The organism is Pseudomonas sp. ADAK7, assembly GCF_012935675.1.
Classification (GTDB): Bacteria; Pseudomonadota; Gammaproteobacteria; order Pseudomonadales; family Pseudomonadaceae; genus Aquipseudomonas.
Genome location: NZ_CP052861.1, coordinates 1,699,434 through 1,721,894, shown reverse-complemented (window position 1 = coordinate 1,721,894; position 22,461 = coordinate 1,699,434). Strand labels below are relative to the sequence as shown.

Here is a 22,461-nt window from a genome sequence, read left to right as displayed (position 1 = left end):
CTTCTATTGGGGGCGTCGGCAAACCGGGTCGGGTTGCAGGTATCGACCGGGAATCCGGGGATAAGGTTCACCACCTATGAATCTTAGCTGTGCTGTGGGAAAAAAACCCCGGTAAATCTGCATGGCTGAAGACTTAATGAAGACTCTGTTGCCACAGGTCTATAACGCTTTGCTCATGAACACCCGGCTGGTGCCCTCAGGCAGGCACGGCACTTCGCCGAATCGCTGCCAGCCCTGCTTCTCGTAAAACGCCGGGGCTTGAAAACTCAAGGTGTAGAGCACCGCGGAGCGACACCCACGCCGGCGGCCTTCGTCTTCGTAGGTTTTGAGCAGTCGAGCGCCCAGCCCGGAGCCGCGCACCGACTCGGGCAAGTAGAACAAATCGAGAAACAGCAGGCCCAGCGACGTGCGCCCGGTAATCCCGCCCAGCACCTGTTGGGTCTCTGGATCGCGAACCGTCACCGCCAGCGCCTGCCAGTCGCTGATCCCGGTGGCCTGTTCATTGAAGGCACTGAGCCCGGCACTGAGCAGGTGCTCGACTTCGGGTTCGATCACGTCGCTGACGACGATTTGATGCGGTTCCATGGCGCGGGTGATCCTCTGGGTGGCGGGTTAGCGAGGGAAGAACACTCGCAGCCGATGGTCATCGGGGTCAAGCGCGACGAAAGTGCGGCCGAAATCCAGCTCGGTCGGTGGTTGCAGGATGCTCAGGCCCAGGCTCGACCATTGGCCGAACAGCGCGTCGACTTCTTCGGCCGATTCCACGGGGAATGCCAGCTCCATGCCGCCGCCGGTCACGCCCACGGCAGGCTCGGCGGTGTGCCGCGACCAGAGTCCCAGTTTGTAGCCGTCCTCCAGCACAAACAGGGCGAAGGTCGGGGATTCTTCCACGGGTTTGCGGCCCAGCAGGAACTCATAGAACCGGGCACTGACGGCAGGGTTCTCGACAAAAAGTAGCCAATAACGAGGCGTGATCATGGGGCGGCTCCGAAGGATGTGGCACGCAGCATAAAAGGCTGCACTGTCAGTTTCTGTCAGGAGCGTGTGCCCTCGGGTGTTGTGCCTGTTCAAGTCGGCCAAACGGGGTTGGCGCAATGGCCGGCGAGGACTATCGTTGCCTGACTGAGTTACACCCATAAGAGAGGTCGTCGTCATGAACACCAGCGATTTGCTCGAACAACTTTTGCGCGCCGGCCAAGGCTCGATGGCGCAGCAGGGCGGCGGTGGCGCGCTATCCCAGGGCGGCCAGGGCGGCCTGGGCGGTCTTGGCGGTCTTGGCGGATTGCTCGGTGGCCTGTTGGGCGGCGGCGCCGGGGCAGGGGCCGGCGGTGGCGGGTTGGGTGGCTTGCTCGGTGGTTTGCTGGGCGGCGGCTCTGCCTTGGGCGGCTCGACCCGAACCCGTTCTTCGGGTGGCACCAATTACGCGGCGCTGGCGTCCCTCGGGATGATGGCGTTCCAGGCCTATCAAGCCTGGCAACGCAGCCAGGCCTCGGCGCCGCAACAGGCACCACGCACGGTGGACCTGCTGTCCGGCCCGGAAGTCGAGGACCACAGCCACGCGGTGCTGCGCGCACTGATCGCGGCGGCCAAGGCTGATGGCCGGATCGATGCCAACGAGAAACAGATGATCAGCAGCGAAATCGGCCGCCACACCGATGATCCGCAATTGCAGCAATGGCTCGACGATGAAGTCGCCCGGCCATTGGACGCCGCCGATGTGGCGCGGTCAGCCACGGACCCGGCCATCGCCGCGGAAATGTACCTGGCCAGCGTGATGGTGGTGGATGATCAGCAAGACGCCGAGCGCAGTTATCTGGATGAACTGGCGGCGGCGCTGAAGATTGAGCCCGAGTTGCAGGTGCATCTGGAGCAGCAGGCCAAGGGTGGCGCGGTGTAGCGTCGGGCATAAACCTTGTGGCGAGGGAGCAAGCTCCCTCGCCACAAGGTTATGAACAAATCATCGCTGCCGGGTCATTCGATCCCTTAGAATCGCGCCTCGGTCGAGAAACGGTTCAGGGAAGCAGTGAATGACACTCAAGGTATTGGTGATCGGTGGTTACGGAAACTTCGGCAGCATCGTGTGTCGGCATTTGGCGGTGATGCCGGGCATCGATCTGGTGATCTCCGGGCGTGACCCGCGCAAGTTGTCGGCCCAGGTCGATGCATTAAAAGCCCAGTCAGGCAAAACCTGCGAAGGCTGGTGCGGCGATGCGATGGGCGCGGGTTTCAAATCCGCCCTGGAGTCACTGGGCATTCAACTGGTGATCCACACTGGCGGACCGTTCCAGGGGCAATCCTATGCCGTTGCCGAGACCTGCATCGACGCCGCGGTCAATTACTGCGATCTCTCGGACTGCCGCACCTTCGTCAACGCCATCGGCGTGCTGGATGCCCGTGCAAAAAGCGCCGGCGTGGCAATTCTCAGTGGCTGCAGCTCGGTGCCGACGCTGTCGTCCGCCATCATCGATCAGCACCGCTCGCGGTTCAAACGTATCGATTTGATCGAGCACGGCATTTCCTCCTCGGCCAAGATGCCCGGGCTGTCCACGATCACCGGGGTGCTGGCCTACGCTGGCAAACCGATCAAACAGCTCAAGAACGGCCAGGTGCACGAAGTGTTCGGCTGGCAGGACCTGACCCTGCGCAAGATGCCGCAGATGGGCACGCGGGTACTGGCCAATGTCGACGTGCCGGACATGGACATCTTCGCCAGCCGCTACGGCGCGCAGACCTTGCGGTTCAAGGCCGGCGCGGGGCTCAAGCTCGGTAATGTCGCCACCTTCCTGCTGGCCCAGGCCCTGCGCACCGGGCTGGTTCGCGACCACGAGCGCTGGGCCGCGCGCCTGCATCGCTGGGGCAGCGGGTTCGAGCGGTTTGGCGATGGCAAAAGTGCGATGTACATCGACGTCGTGGGCGACGGCATGGACGACAAGCCGTTGTCCCTGACCGTGCAACTCACGGCGTTCAACGACAAGGGACCAGAGATCCCCAGCTGCGCCGCCGTCGCCCTGGCAGCGAAAATGCTCCAGGGCTACACGCCCGCACCCGGCGCGCGCCCGTGTGTCGGTGAAATCAGCGTCGATGAGTACATGGCCGCCATCAACGACCCGGGCAATCTGCAAATGTCCGTGGTGTTTTCTGACGGGCAGGGCTGATCATGGTGAGCAGGATGACGCCGGGGCAGTGGCTTGAAATGTTGAGCTAAGAACACCGCCAACCCCCCGTAGGAGCCGCCTTCGGCAGCTCCTATAGGAACGTGTCAGGTGCCTTTTTTATTGGTCGCCCTTGGTGTTGTTCTGGATGTCCTGCAGGGCTTGTGTGGTCAGCGAGATGCAGTCTTTTTTGCCCTCCTCGGTGCCTTTGGCCTGTGCTGCCTTCGCCTGTGTCACGGCGTCGTCAATACTGTCTTTCAGATCGGCACTTTGTGCTTCAGTGCTGACTTGAGCCTCCTTGATTTTCTGCAGATTGACCGCGCACAGGTCGTCCGCAGCAAATACCGAAGGTGCCAGCAGTGCAGCGGCGACGAACAATCCAGCAAGTGCAGAACGCTTCATGGAAATCTCCTTAATGGAAAGTTCGGTGCCATGGCTGATGAGCTGTAGCACCGAGGCAGATCAAGCCCTGAAAACAAGGCCTGGAAAATGACTATAGCTAACCGTGGTAAAAAGACCGGTGACGCTCCCCGTCATGTCAGCGAATAAACGCCTGCAAGTCCTCGGTCAGTTTGTGAATCGCCGCTTTGAAATCATTAGTGGTGATCTTCTGGCTCGAGTTCTTTAATTGCTCGCCGAACACCTTGCGCACCACTTTGGCCATGATCTGGTTGTTGCTGGCGTCCACCAGTTCGGCTTCGAGGAACAGTGTGGTGTCCTGGCTGCGATGGCCGGAAGCCGCGCTCACCCCGCCCACCACGGCGGCGACCGGGACCACTTCATACCATTGCATGCCTTCATTGGAGGCCGTGACCCCCGTGATCGCCGCCCGCAGGACCAGGGTTTTCGACCCTGCCGGGGCTTTTTTGGCGCTGGATACGACGCGGTACTTCTGCCCGAGCACACCCTTGGCGCTGTTGGTCATGTAGGTCTGCAATTCTTCCAGGGTGCGCTGGTCGACCCGTTCGTTGGGTTTCGGCTTCGGATAGAGTTCCAGCTTCATGAAGGCCACGCTGTCATAGGCGTTGGGGTTCCATGACGGGCTGACCCAGCGCATGGCTTTCTCGCCGCTGGGGGTGGTCACTTCCTGGAGGTTGTTGTAGTTGGGCAGGAAGCCTGAGTACTGCTCCCGTTCGGTGACCTTTGAAGTACAACCGCCCAGCAAAAGGCTGGCCAGCGCGGCGCCGATAAACACGTTTCGGGACAGGTTCATTGTGGCGGGTGCTCCGTGGGGGAACGCGTTATTTTTTCGATAACGGTAGTTCAAAAACGCCAGGTCATATTGGCGGTCAACGCTTGAATCCAGGCATTGTCGAACTGACCGGAGGTTCGCACGCCTGATACGGATTTGGTCGGGTCCACGGGCCTTGCTGTCATAGGTCACGCCGATGTTCCATAACCACTCACGGCTTGCCTGATTTGCCAAGGTGGACACGATGATGGCCATTTAGTAGCATTTCGCTCTTTTCCATTACGCGAAACGCGTTCAAGGACGATGCATGTCGGTGTTCCACTTCAATTCCACTCGCGCCATCGTCGGCGTCACGCTGCTGGCCGCGCTGCTCAGCGGTTGCAGCGTCAACGGTAACTACACCGACGCCACCGAGCCGGATGCGGCCAAGCTGCGTTTCGTGGCCAATACCGATAATGCGAGCCTCAGCTACTTCGACGCGCAGCATTGCGACGGCCAGACCACCGGCATGCTCAACAACCTGTTTTTGGGCGACACCCCGCGCCGGGTCGGCATGAGCGTCGCGCCGCCAGCCGATGCCCGGGGCTATCTGGAAATCAAGCTCAAGCCTGAGCAGGATGCGTACCTGCGCATCAACACGCAGGTCGGTTACTCCGTGTGCGGCGGCGCGTTCACCCTCAAGCCTGAGCGCAACGCCGAATACGAGTTGAAGTTCAGTTCCGGCAACGGCCAGTGCACCACGTTGCTGCAGCGGGTGGCGCGGGTCGATGGCAAAGATGTCCGCACGCCTTTGGTCATCGAGCACAAGGGGCTGCCGGCCTGTGACGGGCGCAACCCGTTGTTCGTGAAACTGCCGGACCCGCTGCCGGACACGCCGCAACGCGTGACCTGGATCAACCAGATCATCGACAGTTCGGTCATTCCGGTGATGAAGCCTGACCCGATCAAGGATGCTGACAATCGCTCGTCCCCGGAAAAACTCGACAAACTGATTGCCGAACGCCAGGGCAAACTGGGCTTTACCCTGCCGGACGACTATTGGACGCTGTATCGCCAGAACCTGATCGCCTTCGACAACGAAGCCGTGCAAAACAAAACCGAGACGCTCAAGCGCTACACCGCTGAATACCGCCTGCGTCTGCAACGACTCGACGATAAACAACTGGAAGACTGGGCAAAGCCCGAAGACAAATCGGCCAAGCCTGCCAACAAGGCCGCGTTCGAAGAGTACAAATCGATGGCGATGTTTTACTTCCAGGCGCAGAAAAGTGTTCTGGTCGACACCATCAACCATCACCTCGACCGGATGGCGCAGATGGACCGCGAGTATCAGGTATGTGAGCGGTATTCTGGGTGTTGGAAGCGTTGAGGCACTGAACACTCAAGCGTCGCGCAACAGGTCGTTGGCGTTGAGCAGCTCGTAGGCAATCTCCGGGCGCTTTTCCAGACTGCGGCGAATGGCTGCGGGGATGGCGGCGCGGGTCTTGCGGCACAGGCCCGGCAGATCCTCGATCTGAATGCCGATCCCGCGCATGGTCCGCACTTCGTTGAAGCTGGGGGTCAATGCCACGCGAATCCCCAAGCGCTCGTGCATCAGCGCTTGCAGGTGCGCCAGGTCGGCGAGGTCCTTGAGGTTTTCCAGACGTTCGAGCAGGCGCTTTTCTTCCTGGCGGGTCAGGAACAGGATGCGCACATCCGCGCCGGGTGTTTCCAGCAACGGGTCACGCCCGCAAATGCAGGCGCCGGGTGGGCAGGGGGAGCGGATCGGGGCCGGGGTCGTCATGGCCTCAATCATAGAGGCCGGCGAGCGGTTTTGCCCAGCGTGTTCCAGTGCGGTCCAAGGGCAGGCGTCCAAGCGAGCCTGCCCCTGTTACTCACGCGGGTAAACGTTGGTATCAGTGAGCGGCTGGCCCCTCGTACTGCACGAGGATCGCGTTGGCCAGGTCTTCGTCGGTGGCATTGAGGCCTGGGTTGTCCTGGCGGATCTGCTGCAACACCGCCTCCATGTAGACCCCGCGGATCGCGCCGTTACTGGCGACAAACGCAGAGACGTCATCCCGGGCAGGAATCACCATCTTGTGGTCTTTGAAGGTCGAATACAGGGACGCGGAAACCCCTGCCGAGGTCGCGACGTCCTTGCCGCTGACGGCCAGGGCAGACCCGATGGGCAGGCATAACATCAATGAAGTAATGAGTAACATGCGGCGCATGGCGTCGTCCTCCAACAGCGTAAAGCGAAAAGGAAGTAACACATTACTTAGGAGGTGCGGCGAGGCTCAGGAGTTCCGTGGCCCCCGGCAAATGGCCACGTACCCCAGGCTCTACCGCCGGTCTTAAACCGACGGGCTCACGGAAATAGGCTTAAATAACCACAGGATGGGGTCGATAACCTCTTCAGAGTCGTCTTTCGCAGCGTCCAACAGGGGAACAACAAAGTGTCCATAAAACTACGGTTACTTCTGTTGATGGGGACGGGCCTGCTCACGGCGTTGGTCATGAGCCTGGTCAGTTACCTGGGGCACACCCAGATGGCCCAGGCCGTGAACGACAGCGAAGTCAGCATGGCGGCGCTGCGCAATCACCTCGAAGCCGACATGATGCACGATGCGCTACGCGCCGACGTGCTGTCGGCGATGTTGGTGGGACTGGGCAAAAGCACCAGCAGCAAGGACGAGGTGCGCAGTTCCATCGAGGAGCATGCGACGCGTTTTCGTGAGGTGCTGGGTGAAAACCTCAAGCTGCCGGTCAACGCGACCATCATGGCCGGCCTGAACAAGATCAAGCCGAGCCTCGACACCTACATCAGTGCCGCCGAGCGAATTGTCGCGGTTGCACTGGAAAATCCGGAGGCCGCGCAGCAGCAGATCGGTACGTTCAACGGCGTGTTCACGCAACTCGAAGGCGAGATGTCGGCGCTGAGCGAGTTGATCGAGACCAACACTCAACAAGCCAGCCAAGGTACGCAGCAGGCCATCAGCCACGCCAACATCGCCCTCGGCAGCGTCCTCGTCGCCAGCTTGTTGTTGCTGTTGGCCCAGGGTCGCTGGGTGATTCTGAGCATCATGGCGCCGTTGCGCTCGGCCATTCGCATCGCCGACAGCATCGCCCATGGCAACCTCAGCGAACCGATCATCGAGCCCACCGGCAACGACGAAGCCAGCCGCCTGATCCGCACCCTGGCGACCATGCAACGCGACCTGCGCGGCATGATCGAAGTGGTGCGCAGCAACGCCCACGGCGTCAGCGGCATGAGCCAGCAATTGAGCAACGGCTGCCACGAAGTCGCCGGCAGCAGCCAGCAGCAAAGCGTCGCCGCCAGCACCATGGCCGCCGCCGCCAGCGAAATGACCGCCAGCATCGAAGAAATCACCCGCCACGCTAACCGCGCACTGGACATGGCCAACCAGGCCGAAGAACTGGCCAAGGACGGCGGCAAGGTGATTCATCAGGTGGTCAGCGACATGGACGGCATTGCGCGCTCGGCGCAGCAGTCGGCCCAGGTGATCCGCACGCTGGACAAGGAGTCCGAGGGGATTTTCAGCATCATCCAGGTGATCAAGGGCATCGCCGACCAGACCAACCTGCTGGCGCTGAATGCCGCGATCGAGGCGGCGCGCGCCGGTGAACAGGGCCGAGGTTTTGCCGTGGTCGCCGACGAAGTCCGCAGCCTGGCGGGCCGCACCAGCGCGTCCACCCAGGAAATCGCCGCGATGGTCGCACGCATCCAGCAAAGCACCCGCGAAGCCGTCACCAGCATGGAGGCCGGCGTGGCCCAGGTCGACAAAGGCATGGCCGTGACCGCCGACGTCGAACGCGCCATCCGCGAAATCCTCGAAGCCACGCTGAACACCACGCAACTGGTCAACGACATCAGCCGCACCATTGGCGAACAAAGCCTGGCCAGCAACGAAATCGCCCATCAGGTGGAAATGATTGCCGGCATGTCCGAAGACAACAGCAAGGTCATCGGACGCACGGCGTCGACCACGGATGAGTTGTCGTCGCTGGCGGGGCAGTTGTCGCAGTCGGTGGATCGCTTCAGGCTTTAAGCCTTTCCTTGCTGGGCAACAGACCCAAGTGCTGTAGGGTACTGTCGCCCCCAAGGAGAGTTGAAATGATTGATTTGGCAACCTGGAACCTGACGATCCCTGTAGGGACGCCCGCCAAAGTCATCGATACGCCGCGACTGGTGGATGGCTATTCCGACAACTATTTTCGCTCCGGCGACTCGCTTTTTTTCTGGGCGCCGGTCACCGGCTCCAGCACCTCGAAATCCGAATTCCCCCGCAGCGAACTGCGTGAAACCCTGAGCGACGGGACCCTGCGCAACTGGACCTATCCCGAAGCTGATCACCGCCTCAAGGCCGTGTTGAAGGTCAATCAAGTGCCTTCAACCGGTCGGATCGTGATCGGGCAAATCCATATCTACCAAGACAAAGGCCCGCTGCTGAAAGTGGAGTATCAGTACGATGCGGCCACCAAGAAGGGCAATGTGATTGCCAACTATCGGCTGAAACCGGGCAGGGAAGACATCACCGTCGTGATTGCCAGGGACATTGCCTTGGGCAAGCCGTTTTCGTATGAAGTTCGCTTCAGTTCTGCCGGCTATTTGAATGTCAGTTCGCAAGGGTACAGCTGGGGCAAACAAATCAGTTCGAGCTGGAAGAACAAGCTTCTGTACTTCAAGGCTGGGGTTTATGCGTTGGATAACGCCGGCTACAAAAATGAAGGCGGGCAGGTGACGTTCAGTCAGCTGGACGTGGCGCATACCAAGCCCTGAACTGGGGACATAATCCTGTGGCGAGGGAGCAAGCTCCCTCGCCAAAAGTTACTCGGCGTTAGATCCGAAACGCCTGACGCCCCACCAACAACCATTTCCCATGCTGTTTCTGCCAGATCTGCAGGTTCTCGATCTCGGTCGGCACTACTTCCGTGCCGTTGAGCGCCTGCGCCGAGAAGTGGTTACGCACCAGCGCGGTATCGCCTGACAGAGTGATGGTCTGCTTCTGCATCTCCAGGGTCTTGAACGCACTTTTGCCGGTTTCGATATCGGCGATAAAGGCGGCCTTGTCCTGGACCTTACCGCTGGAATGCCCGTAGCTCAGGTTGGTCGCCGTCAGCTTTTGCAGCTCGGGGATGTCCTTGTGCAACATGGCTTGGGTCAGATGGTCGACGGCTTGCGCCACGTCCTTCTCGGCAGTGGCCGGGGCGGCGGCGACATAACCGCTGAAGAGGCAGAGAAAACCGATCAGCAATTTGGTTTTTTGCATGGGTGTTTCCTTGTTGTTGTGGGGAGTCGAGACTGAGTAAATTTGTCAGTCGTCGTACAACTTAGCAGATATTTTGCCGAGCCAACAGAACGAGCTTTTGGCCGACATGGCCATTTGTCGGGCGCGAGGAACGGCGCTCAAGCTCGGTCCTTCCAAGGGAAAACGACCCTTGGGAGCCCAACCATGAGTGATGACCCTAAGCAGGAAGCCTTGGCCGCCTGGTACAAGCTGCTCAGGCAACCCGAAATCCGCATGGACAGTGAAGAGCACTACGACGAACTGCTGAAGGCCGCCGATGAGATGGAGCGCGCCGGATTGATCAACGGCATGGAGTGGCGCGTGCTGGTACGCGAGGCGGGTGTTGCCTTTGCCAATTCGATTCAAGGCATCGGCGGTGGAACCTGATGAGCAAAGCGATCAGCGCCCGTGACCTGGGCATCCACCTGAAAAAAGGCGATGAAGACGCCCTGTTCAAATGGTTTGTCGCCAGCTTCCTGATGGGCAAGCGCATCCAGGCGGACATCGCCGCCCAGGCTTATCGGGTGATTGTCGAAAAACACAGCCGCGACACCGCGCGCAAGTTGGCCGCTTGTACCCATCGGGACTTGGTGGCCATGCTCGGCGAGGCCCATTACGTGCGTTACGACGAAACCACCGCCGAGCGCCTGCGCCATCTGGGCAAAAAACTCAGCGATGAATACGCCGGTAAAATCGGCGCCATTCATAACGCCAGCGAAGATCGCCAGGCCTTCGAAAAACGCCTCGACGCGTTTGAAGGCGTAGGGCCGAAAACCATCGAAATCTTTATGCGTGACGCCGCGGCGGTGCTCTATTGAGTCCGCTCTACATCGGTTGCGCGGGCTGGACTCTGCCCCGGGATTACTGGCCGCTGTTTCCCGACACCGGCACCCATCTGCAACGCTACGCGACGCAACTGCCGGCCGTGGAAATCAACAGCTCGTTCTATCGTCCGCATCAACCGCAAACCTATCTGCGCTGGGCGCAATCGGTGCCGTCGACGTTTCGCTTTTCAGTCAAGCTGCCCAAGCTCATTACCCATGTGCAGCGCTTGCAACATTGCGAAGGCTTGCTCGACGAGTTCCTTGCTCAGTGCCTGAAATTGGGTGACAGGTTGGGCTGTCTGCTAATCCAGCTGCCGCCGTCGCTGGCCCACGACGCCACGTTAGCCGCCGAATTTTTCCGCATGCTGCGGCAACGTTATGCGGGCACCGTGGTACTCGAACCGCGCCATGAAACCTGGCGCGCAGCCAGCGGTTTACTGATCGAACACCGCATCGGACGAGTCGCCGCCGATCCCTCACCGATCACCGGCGGCACCACGCCGGGTGGCTGGTCCGGGGTGCGTTATTGGCGCCTGCATGGCTCGCCACGGATTTACTACAGCGACTATGACTTGGGACGATTGCAGGTGTTGGCGCAGCGAATGCGCAGCTCTATGGAGGAGGGCGCTGAGACCTGGTGCGTTTTTGATAATACGGCGAGTGGGTTTGCGCTGGGGAATGCGTTGAGTTTGCGGGCGTTGCTGGAACCATCAGGTTGATGGTGTCCACCCAGTCGCCTATTGATTCAAGGCGCGCCAACCAATCCATCCAAATACTCAACACGCTTTTGCGTCTGCTCCAGCAGGCAGAAGGTATGGATCGTGCCAAAACCACTGCCTTCCCTTGATTCGTAAGTCTCGAAGTCGCAACTGGCATCGCGTAAAGCAATCCAGGCTAATTGAGCCTTTTTCAGCATCTGATCCTGGGTGGGTGGATTTCTGGAAAGACCATTGTCTTTGTACCGCGCGATCAATGTTTTGTAAGCCGTATTCAGCGCCTGGTCGGATGCTTTGAGTTTCTGCTGCAGGCAATCGTACATCTCGCCTTCATCGGTGGCGGCAGGGCAGATGTTGCTGGCTTGCGCGGTGGCGCACAATGCGAAAAACAGTACTGGAACAAGCAATGAGCGGTAGCGGTGAATCGTTTTCGGCTCAACGCCGGGGTGAAGGCCATCCATGGTTAATCGTTCTCAGGTGTTTGGGGGGGGCGTCACTTTAACGGTCTGGTGCCGTTTGTAGCGAATTCGGTGATGCGCGCGGTATCGTCAGCCTCAGGAATGCCACGTTTTACCAACCTCCGCCGATACATCCAGACACAGACCCCGACCACCAAGTCGCGAACAGACGCGCGGGTTTGCCATGTCGTGATATTCTTCGCCCCATCTTGCTTTGACCAATTCAGTTCGCGCGCCCTTGAGGCGTGCAAACAGGATCAATGTCGCTCAAGTAGCTGAAGCCAATAATGATAAGAAGTCAGTTCAGTAGGGACATATAAACTGAGGTCGATGGACACGTCGGCCTTGTGTGCCCACCCTCCAATCCTGATGTGCGGGAACCCGCGACATGCTGCCTGCATGGCGTGAACCAGGGGCCTTCGCGGTTGGGATGGAAGGGCGGATGGCGTTTTATCATAGGTGCTACAGATGCTTAAAAAACTCAACACGGCCCTGCTGGGGCTGGCTTTGTCGATGGGGATCACGTCCGTTCACGCGGAAGAGGCAAAGAAAGTCGATGTGCTGCTCATTGGCGGCGGCATCATGAGCGCGACCCTGGGCGTGTGGCTCAACGAGCTGCAACCGGACCTGTCGATGGAAATGGTCGAGCGCCTCGACGGCGTCGCCCTGGAAAGCTCCAACGGCTGGAACAACGCCGGTACCGGTCACTCCGCCCTCGCTGAGCTGAACTACACCCCGGAAGACGAAAACGGCAAAGTGTCGATCCCGAAAGCCGTTGAAATCAACGAAGCTTTCCAGATCTCCCGCCAGTTCTGGTCGTGGCAGGTTCAGCAAGGCGTCCTGAAGAACCCGCGTTCGTTCATCAACTCCACTCCGCACATGAGCTTCGTGTGGGGCGATGACAACATCAAGTTCCTGAAAAAACGCTACGAAGCCCTGCAAGCGAGCCCGCTGTTCGCCGGCATGCAGTACTCCGAAGACCCGGCTGTGATCAAGAAGTGGGTTCCGCTGATGATGGAAGGGCGTGACCCGAACCAGAAAGTCGCGGCCACCTGGACCCCGATCGGCACCGACGTTAACTTCGGCGAAATCACCCGCCAGTTTGTTGCGCACCTGCAAACCACGCCTAAGTTCGACTTGAAACTGTCCAGCGAAGTACAGGACATCACCAAGAACGAAGACGGCACCTGGCGCGTCAGCTACAAAAACCTGAAAGACGGCACCGAATCCGAAACCGACGCCAAGTTCGTCTTCATCGGCGCGGGCGGCGGTGCACTGCACCTGCTGCAGAAGTCCGGCATTCCTGAAGCCAAGGAATACGCAGGCTTCCCGGTCGGCGGCTCGTTCCTCGTGACCGAAAACCCGACCATTGCCGAGCAACACCTGGCCAAGGCCTACGGCAAAGCTTCCGTCGGCGCACCGCCAATGTCCGTTCCGCACCTCGACACCCGTGTCCTGGACGGCAAACGCGTCATCCTGTTTGGCCCATTCGCGACCTTCAGCACCAAGTTCCTGAAGGAAGGCTCGTACCTGGACCTGCTGACCAGCACCACCACCCACAACATCTGGCCGATGACCAAAGTCGGCATCAAGGAATACCCGCTGGTCGAGTACCTTGCCGGCCAACTCATGCTGTCCGACGAAGACCGCATGAACGCCCTGAAAGAATACTTCCCGAACGCCAAAGCCGAAGACTGGCGCCTGTGGCAAGCCGGCCAACGCGTGCAAATCATCAAGCGTGATGAAGCGGCTGGTGGCGTGCTGAAACTGGGTACCGAGATTGTTGCTTCCGCTGACGGCACCATTGCTGGCCTGCTGGGCGCATCGCCAGGTGCATCGACTGCTGCGCCGATCATGCTGACCGTGCTGCAGAAAGTGTTCAAGGATCAGGTTGCTTCCCCGGCCTGGCAAGAGAAGCTGCACCAGATCGTGCCGAGCTATGGCACTCAGTTGAACGGTAGCCCTGAGAAGGTTGCTGAGGAGTGGGCTTATACGGCGAAGGTGTTGCAGTTGACTCCGCCGCCAGTGATTCCTCAGGTTGCGGCTCCGACTGCTGCACCGGCTGAACCTGCGAAGGCTCCGAAGGCTAATGCTGCAAGTGATATGGCTTTGTAAGTAGAAGCTGAATCGAAAAGCCCACTGGACCGGTGACGGTTAGTGGGCTTTTTTGTGGGCGGGATTTGAGAGAGGCGTAGCTAGCCTGTCGCATCTTCTGTTCTAGAAGAAGCCCAACGGATTGATGTCGTAGCTCACCAGCAGGTTTTTGGTCTGCTGATAGTGATCGAGCATCATCTTGTGGGTTTCACGCCCGACGCCGGACTTTTTGTAACCACCGAACGCGGCATGCGCCGGGTACAGGTGGTAGCAGTTGGTCCACACACGACCGGCCTTGATGGCGCGGCCCATGCGGTAGGCGCGGTTGATGTCGCGGGTCCAGAGGCCGGCGCCCAGGCCGAACTCGGTGTCGTTGGCGATGGCCAGGGCTTCGGCTTCGTCCTTGAACGTGGTGATGCTCACCACCGGGCCAAAGATTTCTTCCTGGAACACGCGCATTTTGTTGGTGCCCTTGAGCAGGGTCGGCTGGATGTAATACCCGGTCGCCAGGTTGCCCTCGAGTTTTTCCACCTTGCCGCCGGTCAGCAGCTCGGCGCCTTCGCCCTTGGCGATTTCCAGGTACGAAAGGATTTTGTCGAATTGCTGTTCGGATGCCTGGGCGCCGACCATGGTGTCGGTGTCCAGCGGGTCGCCACGTTTGATCGACAGGACTTTTTTCATCACGACTTTCATGAAGTCGTCGTAGATCGATTCTTGAACCAGTGCACGAGACGGGCAGGTGCAGACTTCGCCCTGGTTGAAGAACGCCAGCACCAGGCCTTCAGCAGCTTTCTCGATGAAGGTTTCTTCGGCTTGCATGATGTCGGCGAAGAAGATGTTCGGCGACTTGCCACCCAGCTCCACGGTGGACGGAATGATGTTTTCGGCGGCGCATTTCATGATGTGCGAGCCAACCGGAGTCGAGCCGGTGAAGGCGATCTTGGCGATGCGTTTGCTGGTGGCGAGGGCTTCGCCGGCTTCTTTGCCGAACCCTTGCACCACGTTCAGCACGCCGGGTGGCAGCAGGTCGCCGATCAATTCCATCAGCACGGTGATGCCCAGCGGGGTTTGCTCGGCAGGCTTGAGCACCACGCAGTTACCGGCGGCCAAAGCCGGGGCGAGTTTCCACGCGGCCATCAGGATCGGGAAGTTCCACGGAATGATCTGCCCGACCACGCCCAGCGGTTCATGAATGTGATAAGCCACGGTGTTGCCGTCGATCTCGGCGGCGCTGCCTTCCTGGGCGCGGATGCAACCGGCGAAGTAGCGGAAGTGATCCGCCGCCAGCGGGATGTCGGCGTTGAGGGTTTCGCGAACGGCTTTACCGTTGTCCCAGGATTCGGTGATCGCCAGCAGTTCCAGGTTCTGCTCGATGCGGTCGGCGATTTTCAGCAGCACCAGCGAGCGCGCCTGGGCGGACGTGGCGCCCCAGGCATCGGCCGCCGCGTGGGCCGCGTCCAGGGCTTTGTCGATGTCTTCGGCGGTGGAACGCGGGAATTCGGCAATCGGTTGGCCATTCACTGGCGAGGTATTGGTGAAGTACTGACCTTTGACAGGCGCGACGAACTCGCCGCCGATGTAGTTACCGTAGCGGTGCTTGAAGGTCACGAGGGCGCCGGGGGCGCCAGGATGGGCGTAGATCATGACGAGTCTCTCTTGTTGTTTTTGGTGGTGGCCGTCCGGGTGACGGCCACTGTCACTTCAGTGGCCGAGTGGGTTCAGGAACCTTGAGGGGTTTCACCGCGCGCCAGGCGGGCATTGATGTCTTCGATGACTGCCGGCAATTCGACGATGGTGTCGATCAGGTAGTGCGGACGAGAGCCTTCGAACATCTTGATGATGCGGGCGCGCTCTTCGGCCAGTTTGTCGGAGGGCAGCGCCTGGTACTGTTCGTAGGTCAAACCCAGCGCGTTGCCGGAGCACGTCAGCGCGACTGTCCACATGCCGGCACTGCGGCCTTCGAGGATGCCGGGCCAGGTGTCGTCGACCTTGACGCAAGCGGCGACGTCGCTGATGCCCAAGGCGATCACGTTAGCCAGAGCCTGGGCCGGGTGTGGGCGGCCATTGGGCACTTCGTCGGTTGCTACCACGTGGTCGGCGACGTAGCCATTGTGGCGCGCCAGTTCCACCACTTTTTCCATGACGACAGCCGGATAACCCGAACAGGACCCGATTTTCAAACCCTGGTCGCGCAGCGCATCGATGGCGTTCAAGGCGCCAGGAATCAGCGCCGAGTGCAGGGCAATCTTCTCGATTTGCAGCGGCATGAAACGCTCATAAAGCGCTGTGACGTCTTCATCGGTCGGTAAGCGATCAAACACCGCACGGTACCGTTCGGCGATCTGTGGCTGGTTGCATAACGTGCGGATGTGGTCCCACTTACCCATCCCCATGGGGCCGCGCGCTTCCTCCAGAGAAACCGCTACGCCAAACTCGGCAAAGGCCTCGACAAAAATTTGCGTAGGTGCGAATGAACCGAAATCTACGACGGTGCCTGCCCAGTCCAGGACCACGGCTTGCAGTTGAGCAGGTTGTTTGTAATGCATGGTGAATCTCCACTTTTGGGTAGGGGAAGACCGTCCCTCTCACCAGTGAGAAGTAGGGTTATCGATTGTTAAAGTGCGCTACAGAATCAGATGACAGGCGTTGAACTAGCGTCGAACAACTCCGCGATCATCGGCCGGTTTCTGCGAATACCGAGGCAGCACAAGTGGTAGTCGATGGAAAACGGGTGATTTACAAACGTGATCGGTTTTGTACCTGGGGTTTCGGCGTATTCGACGGCAGCGACAAAACCTATGCCGATGCCCTTGGCGATGGCATGAACAATGGCTTCCCGGCTGTTCAACTGCATCACACAGTTCAGCGAGACGTCGAGGCGCTTGCAGCTTTCCTCCACCAACTGGCGAGTGCGTGAACTTTTTTCCCGAAGCACCCACCTCTCGTTGCTGATCTGCTCGACGTGTACCTCTTTTTGACTTGCCCAGGGATGGTCTTCGCGCACAACGGCAATGATCGGATAGCGCCGGTAAAGTTGCGTATCAAAACGCTGGTCAAATTCGGACAGCGCCAGAATCGCCACATCAATGTCGAAATTGAAGAGCCTGTCCAGCGTCTCCTTTTCAGGGGAAAACGAGGTCTCGAGTTCGATGTCCGGGTGCCGCTGCATCAATTCGTACGTCAGGTTCATCGCAATGGGCGGGGAAACCGCCCCCAAGCGCAACATACCTATCTTGCGCTGCTTGAAGCTTTTCAAAAGTTGCACGGCTTCATCCTCTTGGCCGAACAGGCCCTGGGTGATCGCATAAAGCTTGTGTCCTGCCGAACTCATTTCGATAAAGCGGCCGCGACGATGGAACAGTTCTACGGAAAACTTCTTTTCCAGCGCGTTGACCTGCTCACTGACCGTCGGTTGGCCGACGCTCAGGTACTCGGCAGCGAGGGTGAAACTGCCAGTCTTCGCTACCGCATGAAAAGATCGAAGCCACTTGTGGTACTGGTACATAGAAGATCCTGTTCCTGAGCCGCAACCTATGATTCAAGCCTCTAAACCTTGTACTCAGCGCCTGATGAACAGCGCAACCACCGCGCTGCAAAGGCACGCGGTAGTGACCACAAGGAAGATCAACGACGTATTGCCGGTACTGTCGAGCATACTGCCGATCAGCGGTTCCGCCAGGCCCGCAAACAGATAGGACGAAAAGTTCATGACGCCGGTTGCCGTGCCAGCACGTTTTGCTCCGACCAGGTCAGGGCAGAGCGCCCAGAAACTCGACGCAGGGCCGTAAACAAAGAACCCGCAGAGGAATAACGCGATAAGACCAGTGGCGCTGTGTGGCGCAAGCGTCCACATCCACAGGCTGGTGGCGGCACCGAGCACCATGTAGAGCATGATTGCCAGGTAGCGTTTGGAACCGAACAGTTTGTCCGAAATCCAGCCATTACTCAGCGCGCCGATAGCCATGCCTACCGGCAGGGCAACAGTGATCCACTTTGGATCGATCATGCTGTCGCCGCTCTTCCAGTTGGCACCCAGAAAGTGAACAGGTACCCAGACGATCAGGCCATAGCGAGCGGCGTTCTGGAAACCCAGGGACACGGCGGCAATGATCAAACGAAAGTTTTTCAGGACGGCTTTATAGCGTTGCGCAGAGGTCTCGACTTCGCCATGGGCCACTTCGTGATTTTTGTCATCGGCGTTCGCTACACCGGTGTCTGCGAGCGGCTCGAAGCCCATATCCTGTGGGCGTTCCCGCGCCACCAGGTAGAAGATTATCCCGCCCGCCAGCATCAGCAGCACGGGCAACCGAAAGATCCAGCGCCACTCCAGATGCATCACCTCAAGCACCACGATCGAAGTCACGTAAGAGAGGACCGAGGCGCAACCGGCGGCGAACACGTATAAGCCATAGACCTTGCCGCGCTCGCCGGCACTCCACCAGTTGGAGATCAGCCGACTGCCCGGCGCCCACCCCAACGCCTGGAAATAACCGTTGATGCCCCAGGGCAGGATCAGTGCGGCAAAATTGCCGGCGAAGCTGGTCACCCAGTTGGCGGCGCAGGACAACACCGCACCGGCGGTCATAATGCGGCGACCGCCGTATTTATCGGCAAGGTTACCGTTGATGGCCTGGCCGATGGCATAAGCCCAAAGCATGGCGGCCGATGCCCATCCGAGGTGTTCCTTGGTAAAACCGAATTCGGCCTGGATGCCCGGAATGGCGAAACCGAAGGTTTGCCGACCGGTGTAGAAAAACAAATAACAGAACATCGCTGCCAGCAACATGCGCCATTGAGCGACTCGGAATGAGGCGGTGTGTACGGCCAGAGCAGGCATGGTTTGGGCACGATTCATGATCTTTTCCTTATTATTGTTCGCTCTCACCAGTTGGCGCCGGCGGATGCACTCTTTTGTGAGGGCAGCAGGAAATCGTCGCGGCTCGTCATGCCGCTGACAGTGCTTGTCGGGTGTTGGCAGGGCTACGCAGCTTGAGAGCCGATAAAGTTTTTGCCCCTTGCGCCCTGCATGGCGAAAAGAATCATTTGCTCGGCTTGCTCCGCCGTTACGCCATAGTCGGAAAATTCCGTTTTCACGCCCAGGCTATGCAGGAATTCACGCAACTGATCCTGAGCTTTGTCCAGGTCGTTGCCGAAAATTCGTTGAAGGGTACGGTCGCGCACTGCGTCGTGACCCCAGGCCAGTCCCAGCACCCGCGGCAATGTAAAGGAGCAGGCTATGCCATGCGGCAGGCCGTAGTGCAGTGTCATCTCGTAAGATATGGAATGGGCAAGGGCGGTTTTGGTGTTGGAAAACGCCAATCCGGCCTTGAGGGCGGCCAATGCCATGCGCGAACGCAGTTCCTTGTTGGAGAGATCACGATGCAGCAGCGGCAGGCACTCCAGGATGTCCGCAATGGCGGAGATGGCGAAGGTGTCCGAAACCGGATTGGCGTTGATGTTCCAGACCGACTCCAGCGCATGAGACAAGGCATCCAGTCCTGTAGAGACGGTGACGCCGCCAGGAACGGTCAGCATCAGCTCCGGGTCCACAATGGCGACTTTGGGCCAGGTGCATTCAAGGTGCAGCGAGTATTTTTTGTGGTTGGCCGAATCCCAGATCGTCGCCCAAGGCGTCACCTCGCTGCCGGTACCTGCCGTGGTGGGCGCCGCGATCAGTATTTTGCTGCGCGCCGGGACGAAGGGTTTGCCGGTTGCCAGCAACGCGAGCAATTCATCAAAATGCCCCGATTCAGTCCCCACGATCAACGCCTTGGCGGTATCGATGGCACTGCCGCCACCCACTGCGATGACCGCCTGGCATTCGCCGGCTTGCTGCCAGAATCGTTCATAGGTCTCACGTAGCTGGGCCACGTCAGGATTAGGCTGGACATCTTCAATCACATACACCAGACGGTCGCCCAGCAGGTCTTGAATGCGATCAACCAAACCCAGCCCACGCGCCTCGGGAAAGGTCACAAGGGCGACTTTTTGGTTTTCAGTGATGTTGGCAAGCTCAAGCAGGCTGCCCCAGCCGAATCGTGTATCAACGGGATTGTGGAATCGGGCAATCATGGCGGGTCCTTTGTTTTTGTTGTTGGAAGTGGCCCCATACTCGGGGCGCTTCATCAACAGCTCAAATCGATAGTTCGCAGGCATTAATCGGCTGAACCGATACTTGATTCAATGTGAGTGCTTGCTAGAGGCGTGTTTAGTTGTGAACGCCACGCTGGATCGCGTTGCGCAATCGACCCGACACCGCGTCAGCGACGATCACCATGAGCGTGATGACGATGATGCAGGTGGCAGTCTCCTGATACTTGAACAGTTTCAGGCTGCTCACCAGCTCAAAACCAAGCCCACCGGCACCCACCATGCCGAGTACGGTCGCCGAGCGTAAATTGACTTCGAAGCGGTAGAGGACCACTGCAATCCAGGCAGTGATGACCTGCGGCAGTACCCCAAAAACGATGACCTGCAAGGGCCGTGCGCCGGTAGCCTGGAGCGCTTCAATCGGGCCTTGGTCGATCTCCTCGATACTCTCGGCAAAGAATTTTCCAAGCATGCCCAGGCCATGCAACGCCAGCGCCAGCACGCCGGGGAAGGGCCCAAGGCCTACCGCCGAGACAAATATCAGGGCAAGAATCAGTTCATTTATGCTGCGAGTGAAATTAAGAAATTGCCGGGTCGCGTGGAAGACCAACCGGTTTTGGCTCAGGTTGCGGGCCGCGAGAAATGACAGCGGAATGGCCATCAACACGCCGAGCAATGTGCCCCAAATGGCAATTTGCAGAGTCTCCACGGCGGGCGCCAGCAGTCGAGGAAGAATGCTCAGGTCGGGTGGGACGGTGCGTGCAAGGAAATCACCAATTTGTGGCAACCCTGCCGCGAGTTCGCCCACGCTTAATTGCGCTCCCGTGGCACTCCAGTGCAGAGTCAGAATGACCGCCAGCACGATTGCGCCAGTGGACAGCCAACCACGCGGTCCGCGAGGCAGGCCCACCGTCCACAGATAACGTTGCTGTTTCATGCTCAAACCCTCAGTTGCGCGCAAGGGGTCACCCGCTCGCCCGCGCTCGCAGTGGTACCTTGGGCGTCCGTTGTCTGGCCGGGGTATATGCGCTGCAAGTCGTCTTCGGTCATGCTGGAAGCGGTACCGTCATACACAAGTTTTCCGTGGGCCAGGCCTACGATCCGGTCTCCAAACTCTCGGGCGTAATCAACCTGATGCAGGTTGCACAACACCGTGATACCCAGCTCCCGCGTGGCGTCGCGCAAATATTGCAGCACCAGGCGCGCAGTCTTTGGGTCGAGACTGGCTACCGGTTCGTCCGCCAGAATCACTTTTGGGCGTTGCGCCAGGGCACGTGCGATGCCCACGCGTTGCATCTGCCCCCCGGAGAGCGAATCGGTCCGTTCGCGGGCTTTATGCGCCAGCTCGACGCGCTCCAGGCACTGCATGGCCAACGCCACGTCCTCGCGCCGAAACAACTGCATGATCGAGGTGAGCGTTGATACAGCGCCCAAGCATCCGGTGAGTACATTCTTCAGTACGCTGAGACGTGGCACGACGTTGTGGTGCTGAAAGATCATCGCCGCCTGACGTCGCAGAACGCTGGTGTCGCGGCAGGCCAGTGCGTCAATACCTGCCACTGAGAGCGTCCCTGAATCGGCTTGGACAAGTCGGTTGATACAACGCAGCAAAGTAGATTTACCCGCACCGGACTGGCCCAGCACCACCACGAATTCTCCCGCTGCCACCTCCAGGTCGATCCCACGTAAAACCGGGTTTGATCCGTAGTGCTTGGTCAGTTGGCGGATGCTGATCATTTGAGCCTCCGCAAATCGAGATCGAGCACCTTGGCGGTTTCGCGCACGACGTCGTAAGCAGCATCGGTAGTGGGCTGAAAGCCATCCAGTTGGCCCTGGTCACCCCAAGGCACATCCTTGATCGAAGCCAGGGCAGCAGCGACTTTTTGCTTGAGTGCCGGGTCGAGGTTTTGCCGCCAGACCATCGGAGACTCCGGGATCGGACGAGAACTCCACACCACTTGGAATTCATCCTGCTTGACCAGTCCTCTGGCGACGGCGTTGGTCAGAATGCGGTCGGCGACTGCGGCTGCATCCACCTTCCGGTTGGCTACCGCGAGGATGCTTGCGTCATGGGAACCGGAGAAAATTACCCGCGAAAACAATGTTGCGGGATCAAAACCAGCCTGCTCCAGTCCAGCTTTGGGGAACAGATGACCAGAAGCAGAGCTGGGGTCGACAAACGCGAAGGTGTGATTCTTGAGATCTGACAATTCGTGAATGCCGCTGTCCTTGCGAGCAAGGATCAAGCTCTTGTAGGCGCTCTGCCCCGTTTTTTTGGTGACGGCAACCGCGAACGCTTCAACGTCTGCGACCGACGTTGCCAGAACATAGGAGAAAGGGCCGAGGTAGGCCACGTCCAGTTTGCCTGCACGCAGTGCTTCGATGATGCCGTTGTAGTCCGTGGCGACAAAGGGTTCGACTGGCATGCCCAGTTTGGCCTCAAGGCTGCTGAGCACTTGCTTGCTCGACTCGATCATCGCTTGGGAGTCTTCCGACGGGATCAGGCCAATTCTCAATTTTTCGTTCGCTCCCGCTTGGCAGACCGCGCTTATCGAGAGGCAGGCAATAGCGGCGATACGCAAGAATCTGGAGAAATTATTCATGGCATTCCAGGCAGTTGGTGGGAGTGGCCTCAGGCTAGAAATGT

Annotated in this window: 25 protein-coding genes; 9 read left to right on the top strand and 16 right to left on the bottom strand. The window is 59.2% G+C overall.

Going from position 1 to position 22,461, the window contains the following annotated elements; genetic code table 11:
• Window positions 1-159: 159 nt before the first annotated feature.
• Window positions 160-585 (bottom strand): GNAT family N-acetyltransferase, encoded by a 426-nt coding sequence (locus HKK53_RS07935; protein ID WP_169370340.1) that lies wholly within the window; start codon window positions 583-585, stop codon window positions 160-162.
• A gap of 27 nt (window positions 586-612) precedes the next feature.
• Window positions 613-978, bottom strand: a complete 366-nt coding sequence (locus HKK53_RS07930; RefSeq protein WP_169370339.1) for a VOC family protein — start codon at window positions 976-978, stop codon at window positions 613-615.
• A gap of 175 nt (window positions 979-1,153) precedes the next feature.
• Between HKK53_RS07930 and HKK53_RS07925 the strand changes: the two genes are divergently transcribed.
• Both HKK53_RS07925 and HKK53_RS07920 read left to right on the top strand, forming a co-directional pair.
• Entirely contained in the window at window positions 1,154-1,897 is a 744-nt protein-coding gene (locus HKK53_RS07925) for a tellurite resistance TerB family protein (protein WP_169370338.1), read from the top strand.
• 130 nt (window positions 1,898-2,027) lie between these two features.
• Window positions 2,028-3,155: a saccharopine dehydrogenase family protein gene (locus HKK53_RS07920; RefSeq protein WP_169370337.1), complete on the top strand. Its 1,128-nt coding sequence runs from the start codon at window positions 2,028-2,030 to the stop codon at window positions 3,153-3,155.
• A 117-nt stretch (window positions 3,156-3,272) separates the two neighbouring features.
• Here HKK53_RS07920 and HKK53_RS07915 read toward each other — a convergent pair whose 3' ends face one another.
• Both HKK53_RS07915 and HKK53_RS07910 read right to left on the bottom strand, forming a co-directional pair.
• Window positions 3,273-3,554, bottom strand: a complete 282-nt coding sequence (locus HKK53_RS07915) for a hypothetical protein (RefSeq protein WP_169370336.1) — start codon at window positions 3,552-3,554, stop codon at window positions 3,273-3,275.
• Window positions 3,555-3,690: 136 nt separating this feature from the next.
• Window positions 3,691-4,365, bottom strand: coding sequence for a DUF3313 domain-containing protein (locus tag HKK53_RS07910; RefSeq protein WP_169370335.1), 675 nt, complete (start codon window positions 4,363-4,365; stop codon window positions 3,691-3,693).
• 286 nt (window positions 4,366-4,651) lie between these two features.
• On the opposite strand from HKK53_RS07910, the gene HKK53_RS07905 reads away from it, so the two are divergent.
• On the top strand, window positions 4,652-5,713 hold the full coding sequence (locus HKK53_RS07905) for a hypothetical protein (protein ID WP_169370334.1): 1,062 nt from the start codon (window positions 4,652-4,654) through the stop codon (window positions 5,711-5,713).
• Window positions 5,714-5,725: 12 nt separating this feature from the next.
• Here the strand turns inward: HKK53_RS07905 and HKK53_RS07900 are convergent, their stop codons facing one another.
• Window positions 5,726-6,127: a hypothetical protein gene (locus HKK53_RS07900; RefSeq protein ID WP_169370333.1), complete on the bottom strand. Its 402-nt coding sequence runs from the start codon at window positions 6,125-6,127 to the stop codon at window positions 5,726-5,728.
• Between the two features lie 112 nt (window positions 6,128-6,239).
• Window positions 6,240-6,554, bottom strand: coding sequence for a DUF2388 domain-containing protein (locus HKK53_RS07895; protein WP_149662174.1), 315 nt, complete (start codon window positions 6,552-6,554; stop codon window positions 6,240-6,242).
• A gap of 225 nt (window positions 6,555-6,779) precedes the next feature.
• Here HKK53_RS07895 and HKK53_RS07890 point away from each other — a divergent pair, with 225 nt between their 5' ends.
• On the top strand, window positions 6,780-8,393 hold the full coding sequence (locus tag HKK53_RS07890) for a methyl-accepting chemotaxis protein (protein WP_169370332.1): 1,614 nt from the start codon (window positions 6,780-6,782) through the stop codon (window positions 8,391-8,393).
• Between the two features lie 65 nt (window positions 8,394-8,458).
• Window positions 8,459-9,124 (top strand): polysaccharide lyase family 7 protein, encoded by a 666-nt coding sequence (locus tag HKK53_RS07885; RefSeq protein ID WP_133835923.1) that lies wholly within the window; start codon window positions 8,459-8,461, stop codon window positions 9,122-9,124.
• A gap of 58 nt (window positions 9,125-9,182) precedes the next feature.
• Here HKK53_RS07885 and HKK53_RS07880 read toward each other — a convergent pair whose 3' ends face one another.
• The gene (locus tag HKK53_RS07880; protein ID WP_133835924.1) at window positions 9,183-9,614 is read right to left on the bottom strand and encodes a nuclear transport factor 2 family protein; all 432 of its coding nucleotides are present in this window, start codon (window positions 9,612-9,614) and stop codon (window positions 9,183-9,185) included.
• Between the two features lie 183 nt (window positions 9,615-9,797).
• Here HKK53_RS07880 and HKK53_RS07875 point away from each other — a divergent pair, with 183 nt between their 5' ends.
• Genes HKK53_RS07875 through HKK53_RS07865 form a run of 3 tightly spaced genes read left to right on the top strand, consistent with a single transcriptional unit; the run spans window position 9,798 to window position 11,175 of the window.
• The gene (locus HKK53_RS07875) at window positions 9,798-10,019 is read left to right on the top strand and encodes a hypothetical protein (protein ID WP_169370331.1); all 222 of its coding nucleotides are present in this window, start codon (window positions 9,798-9,800) and stop codon (window positions 10,017-10,019) included.
• On the top strand, window positions 10,019-10,450 hold the full coding sequence (locus HKK53_RS07870; RefSeq protein WP_169370330.1) for a DNA methylase: 432 nt from the start codon (window positions 10,019-10,021) through the stop codon (window positions 10,448-10,450). Before HKK53_RS07875 ends, HKK53_RS07870 begins: the two co-directional genes overlap by 1 nt.
• Entirely contained in the window at window positions 10,447-11,175 is a 729-nt protein-coding gene (locus HKK53_RS07865) for a DUF72 domain-containing protein (protein ID WP_169370329.1), read from the top strand. Before HKK53_RS07870 ends, HKK53_RS07865 begins: the two co-directional genes overlap by 4 nt.
• A 26-nt stretch (window positions 11,176-11,201) precedes the next feature.
• On the opposite strand, the gene HKK53_RS07860 is transcribed toward HKK53_RS07865, so the two are convergent.
• Entirely contained in the window at window positions 11,202-11,633 is a 432-nt protein-coding gene (locus HKK53_RS07860) for a lysozyme inhibitor LprI family protein (RefSeq protein WP_169370328.1), read from the bottom strand.
• Window positions 11,634-12,098: 465 nt separating this feature from the next.
• Here HKK53_RS07860 and mqo point away from each other — a divergent pair, with 465 nt between their 5' ends.
• Window positions 12,099-13,745 (top strand): malate dehydrogenase (quinone), encoded by a 1,647-nt coding sequence (gene mqo / locus HKK53_RS07855; RefSeq protein ID WP_169370327.1) that lies wholly within the window; start codon window positions 12,099-12,101, stop codon window positions 13,743-13,745.
• A gap of 102 nt (window positions 13,746-13,847) precedes the next feature.
• On the opposite strand, the gene exaC is transcribed toward mqo, so the two are convergent.
• From exaC to phnD, 8 genes are all read right to left on the bottom strand, one after another.
• A complete protein-coding gene (gene exaC, locus HKK53_RS07850; protein ID WP_169370326.1) occupies window positions 13,848-15,368 on the bottom strand; it encodes an acetaldehyde dehydrogenase ExaC in 1,521 nt (506 codons plus the stop codon).
• A 74-nt stretch (window positions 15,369-15,442) separates the two neighbouring features.
• The gene (gene phnX, locus HKK53_RS07845; RefSeq protein ID WP_169370325.1) at window positions 15,443-16,270 is read right to left on the bottom strand and encodes a phosphonoacetaldehyde hydrolase; all 828 of its coding nucleotides are present in this window, start codon (window positions 16,268-16,270) and stop codon (window positions 15,443-15,445) included.
• Between the two features lie 86 nt (window positions 16,271-16,356).
• Complete coding sequence (locus tag HKK53_RS07840; protein ID WP_169370324.1) at window positions 16,357-17,229, bottom strand: LysR substrate-binding domain-containing protein; 873 nt, start codon at window positions 17,227-17,229, stop codon at window positions 16,357-16,359.
• A 54-nt stretch (window positions 17,230-17,283) separates the two neighbouring features.
• Window positions 17,284-18,579, bottom strand: a complete 1,296-nt coding sequence (locus HKK53_RS07835; RefSeq protein WP_169370323.1) for an MFS transporter — start codon at window positions 18,577-18,579, stop codon at window positions 17,284-17,286.
• A gap of 125 nt (window positions 18,580-18,704) precedes the next feature.
• The gene (gene psrA, locus HKK53_RS07830) at window positions 18,705-19,796 is read right to left on the bottom strand and encodes an iron-containing alcohol dehydrogenase PsrA (protein WP_169370322.1); all 1,092 of its coding nucleotides are present in this window, start codon (window positions 19,794-19,796) and stop codon (window positions 18,705-18,707) included.
• 136 nt (window positions 19,797-19,932) lie between these two features.
• A complete protein-coding gene (gene phnE / locus HKK53_RS07825) occupies window positions 19,933-20,751 on the bottom strand; it encodes a phosphonate ABC transporter, permease protein PhnE (protein WP_169370321.1) in 819 nt (272 codons plus the stop codon).
• Window positions 20,752-20,753: 2 nt separating this feature from the next.
• Entirely contained in the window at window positions 20,754-21,551 is a 798-nt protein-coding gene (gene phnC / locus HKK53_RS07820) for a phosphonate ABC transporter ATP-binding protein (protein ID WP_169370320.1), read from the bottom strand.
• On the bottom strand, window positions 21,548-22,417 hold the full coding sequence (gene phnD / locus HKK53_RS07815) for a phosphonate ABC transporter substrate-binding protein (RefSeq protein ID WP_169370319.1): 870 nt from the start codon (window positions 22,415-22,417) through the stop codon (window positions 21,548-21,550). The genes phnC and phnD overlap by 4 nt, the downstream gene beginning before the upstream one ends.
• Window positions 22,418-22,461: the final 44 nt, after the last annotated feature.

Coding starts and splice junctions, on each gene's coding strand:
- phnD (WP_169370319.1), bottom strand. CDS start 22,417: ATGAATAATTTCTCCAGATTCTTGCGTATCGCCGCTATTGCCTGCCTC.
- HKK53_RS07840 (WP_169370324.1), bottom strand. CDS start 17,229: ATGTACCAGTACCACAAGTGGCTTCGATCTTTTCATGCGGTAGCGAAG.
- phnE (WP_169370321.1), bottom strand. CDS start 20,751: ATGAAACAGCAACGTTATCTGTGGACGGTGGGCCTGCCTCGCGGACCG.
- HKK53_RS07885 (WP_133835923.1), top strand. CDS start 8,459: ATGATTGATTTGGCAACCTGGAACCTGACGATCCCTGTAGGGACGCCC.
- HKK53_RS07895 (WP_149662174.1), bottom strand. CDS start 6,554: ATGCGCCGCATGTTACTCATTACTTCATTGATGTTATGCCTGCCCATC.
- HKK53_RS07935 (WP_169370340.1), bottom strand. CDS start 585: ATGGAACCGCATCAAATCGTCGTCAGCGACGTGATCGAACCCGAAGTC.
- HKK53_RS07835 (WP_169370323.1), bottom strand. CDS start 18,579: ATGAATCGTGCCCAAACCATGCCTGCTCTGGCCGTACACACCGCCTCA.
- HKK53_RS07910 (WP_169370335.1), bottom strand. CDS start 4,365: ATGAACCTGTCCCGAAACGTGTTTATCGGCGCCGCGCTGGCCAGCCTT.
- mqo (WP_169370327.1), top strand. CDS start 12,099: ATGCTTAAAAAACTCAACACGGCCCTGCTGGGGCTGGCTTTGTCGATG.
- HKK53_RS07875 (WP_169370331.1), top strand. CDS start 9,798: ATGAGTGATGACCCTAAGCAGGAAGCCTTGGCCGCCTGGTACAAGCTG.
- psrA (WP_169370322.1), bottom strand. CDS start 19,796: ATGATTGCCCGATTCCACAATCCCGTTGATACACGATTCGGCTGGGGC.
- HKK53_RS07870 (WP_169370330.1), top strand. CDS start 10,019: ATGAGCAAAGCGATCAGCGCCCGTGACCTGGGCATCCACCTGAAAAAA.
- HKK53_RS07915 (WP_169370336.1), bottom strand. CDS start 3,554: ATGAAGCGTTCTGCACTTGCTGGATTGTTCGTCGCCGCTGCACTGCTG.
- HKK53_RS07925 (WP_169370338.1), top strand. CDS start 1,154: ATGAACACCAGCGATTTGCTCGAACAACTTTTGCGCGCCGGCCAAGGC.
- HKK53_RS07880 (WP_133835924.1), bottom strand. CDS start 9,614: ATGCAAAAAACCAAATTGCTGATCGGTTTTCTCTGCCTCTTCAGCGGT.
- HKK53_RS07860 (WP_169370328.1), bottom strand. CDS start 11,633: ATGGATGGCCTTCACCCCGGCGTTGAGCCGAAAACGATTCACCGCTAC.
- phnC (WP_169370320.1), bottom strand. CDS start 21,551: ATGATCAGCATCCGCCAACTGACCAAGCACTACGGATCAAACCCGGTT.
- phnX (WP_169370325.1), bottom strand. CDS start 16,270: ATGCATTACAAACAACCTGCTCAACTGCAAGCCGTGGTCCTGGACTGG.
- HKK53_RS07905 (WP_169370334.1), top strand. CDS start 4,652: ATGTCGGTGTTCCACTTCAATTCCACTCGCGCCATCGTCGGCGTCACG.
- HKK53_RS07900 (WP_169370333.1), bottom strand. CDS start 6,127: ATGACGACCCCGGCCCCGATCCGCTCCCCCTGCCCACCCGGCGCCTGC.
- exaC (WP_169370326.1), bottom strand. CDS start 15,368: ATGATCTACGCCCATCCTGGCGCCCCCGGCGCCCTCGTGACCTTCAAG.
- HKK53_RS07930 (WP_169370339.1), bottom strand. CDS start 978: ATGATCACGCCTCGTTATTGGCTACTTTTTGTCGAGAACCCTGCCGTC.
- HKK53_RS07920 (WP_169370337.1), top strand. CDS start 2,028: ATGACACTCAAGGTATTGGTGATCGGTGGTTACGGAAACTTCGGCAGC.